The 2,638-nt window shown below is 61.3% G+C and carries 2 protein-coding genes; both read left to right on the plus strand.

Annotation, left to right across the window (positions count from 1 at the left end; all coding sequences use genetic code 11):
• Positions 1–177 precede the first annotated feature (177 nt).
• Positions 178–1,731: an IS21 family transposase gene (istA, locus tag C6W91_RS20900; protein WP_370571576.1), complete on the plus strand. Its 1,554-nt coding sequence runs from the start codon at positions 178–180 to the stop codon at positions 1,729–1,731.
• Positions 1,732–1,755: 24 nt separating this feature from the next.
• On the plus strand, positions 1,756–2,538 hold the full coding sequence (gene istB / locus C6W91_RS20905; RefSeq protein ID WP_370571577.1) for an IS21-like element helper ATPase IstB: 783 nt from the start codon (positions 1,756–1,758) through the stop codon (positions 2,536–2,538).
• Positions 2,539–2,638 lie beyond the last annotated feature (100 nt).

Consider the following 2,638-nt stretch of genomic DNA (forward strand, 5'->3'; position numbering starts at 1 on the left):
TGCGGGTTTCGGTAAATCCCGGACAAGCATTTCAGTAATTCCCGGACACGCGTTTCGGTAAATCCCGGACAGTGATTTCGCTAATTCCCGGACAGTTCCGGGAGGGCTTGGGGCCGGTTGGTCCTCGCCTGCACCGTCGCGGCATTCTGCCGGTCTTGAACAAGGCCGGGAGGGACCATGCCGAGACGGAAGCAAGCGAGGCGCACGACCGTGCAAGACATACGAACGATACTGCGGCTGACGCATGAACAGGGGCTTTCGGCGCGTGAGGTTGCCGCGCGTCTGAAGCTCAGCAAGACGACCGTCGCGACCTATCTGAACCGGGCTCGGGAGGCGGGGCTGAACTGCTGGCCGCTGCCCAAGGGTCGGGATGATGATACCACGCTGAAGCAGGTTCTGTTCCAGCGCGTTGGCCGCCCACCGCGGGACCTGACGGAACCTGATTGGCCAAAGATGGCGGCTGAGATGAAGCGTAAGGGCGTGACGTTGCTGCTGCTTTGGGAGGAGTATCGGGCAGCCCATCCTGACGGCTATGGCTACACGTGGTTCTGCGCGCGTTACAGGGAGTTCGAGAGCCGGATAAGTCCCCGGTATCGCAACCGCCATGAGGCTGGTGCGGTGATGCAGACCGATTACGCTGGCCACACCATTCCTGTTATCGACCCTGCGACGGGTCAGGAACATCGCGCCCAGATCTTCGTTGCCGTGCTTGGCGCCTCCAATTACACCTTTGCCTGGGCCAGCCTCAGCCAGAAGCTGCCCGATTGGATCGATGCCCAGGTTCGTGCGCTGAAGTTCTTTGGCGGTGTTCCCAAGGCGATCGTGTGCGACAATCTCAAGGCGGCAGTGGCCAAGCCGCTCTGGTTCGAGCCGTCGGTCACCAAGACCTTCTCCGACATGGCCACGCATTACGACACGACCGTGTTGCCAACGCGGCCGCGCAAGCCGCGCGACAAGGGCAAGGTCGAGGGCGCGGTGCTGATCGTGGAACGCTGGATTCTGGCCCGGCTGCGCAACCGGCAATTCTTTTCCGTCGAGGCGCTGAACGTGGCCATTGCCGAGCTGCTCGCAGATATCAATGCGCGAACCATGCGGCGGGTGGGCCGCTCTCGACAGGACCTCTTCGAAGAGATCGAACGTGCGGCGCTGCGCCCCTTGCCAGACACGCCCTTCGAATACGCGGAGTGGAAGCAGGCCAAGGTGCATCCTGACTACCATATTGAGGTGCTGCACAGCTTCTATTCCGTGCCCTACCGCCTGATCGGCCGACAAGTCGATGTGCGCCTGACCCACCGCATGATCGAGATATTCCATAATCACGAGCGCGTTGCTGTTCATCACCGCCGCGGCCAGCGGGGCGGTCATTCCACGATAAAGGAACACATGCCCAAGGCGCACCAGCGCTATGGCGGCATGACGCCGGAAAGCCTCATCACCCGCGCAGCACGCACCGGCTACCACACAGCTGCACTTGTCGAGCGCCTGATGCGCGACAGGCCACATCCCGAACAGGGATACCGATCCGCCCTCGGTGTGCTCAGCCTGCAGCGCCAGTTCGGGCCGGATAGGTTGGAGGCTGCCTGCGACCGCGCCCTGACGGTCGGAACCGTCTCCTATGCCTCGGTGCGCTCCATCCTCGTCACCGGGCTGGACCAGGCCCCGGAGCCGCCAGACCCGATCACCGCCACGCCGGCCCACGACAACATTCGTGGCTCAGGCTACTACCAGTAACCCTCAGCACAGAAGGATCAACACATGCTGACACATCCCACCCTCGACCAGATAGCCGCACTTGGCCTGACAGGCATGGCAGACGCCTGGAAGGCCCTTGCCGAACAGGACCCGGGTCAGTCCCTCGATCGCAATGAATGGCTCGGGCTCATGCTCGATCGGGAAGCTTCGGCAAGAGCCGATAAACGCTTCACCAACAGGCTGCGCAACGCCAAGATGCGCTTCCCCAATGCCTGCATCGAAGATACCAACTTCGCCGCCAGCCGAGGCCTCGATCGCCGTCAGGTTCTCGCGCTGGCACAAGGCGAATGGATCAAGGCCAAGGAGCAGATCATCCTTACCGGCCAAACGGGCACCGGCAAAACCTGGCTGGCCTGCGCCTTCGGACATCAAGCCGCACGCCTCGATCACGCGGTCCTCTACGTCCGCATGCCCCGTCTCTTCGAAGATATGGCAATGGCGCGCCTCGATGGGCGGTTCCCCAAGCTGGTCGACAAGCTGGCCCGCGTCCAACTGCTCATTCTCGACGACTGGGGCACCCATGGGCTCACCGACCAGCAGCGTCTCGATCTGCTCGAACTCTTCGAGGAACGCTATCAGAGGCGCTCTACAATCATTACCGCCCAACTGCCCGTCTCGGGTTGGCACGACATGATCGGCGAACCGACAATTGCCGATGCCATCCTGGACCGGATTGTCCATAACGCCCACCGTATCGATCTCAAGGGAGACAGCATGCGCAGAAAAGATCAAAACGAGAACTTGACCCACGTGAAAAACCGCGAAACGATGCTATCAGATACATAACTGCAGGCAGAGGATCAGCCGTGCCCGAACTGTCCGGGAATTACTGAAACGGCTGTCCGGGATTTAGCGTAATCGCTGTCCGGTAATTCTGAAATCCGCA

Source organism: Phaeobacter sp. SYSU ZJ3003, assembly GCF_041300735.1.
GTDB classification, from domain to species: domain Bacteria; phylum Pseudomonadota; class Alphaproteobacteria; order Rhodobacterales; family Rhodobacteraceae; genus Phycobacter; species Phycobacter gallaeciensis_A.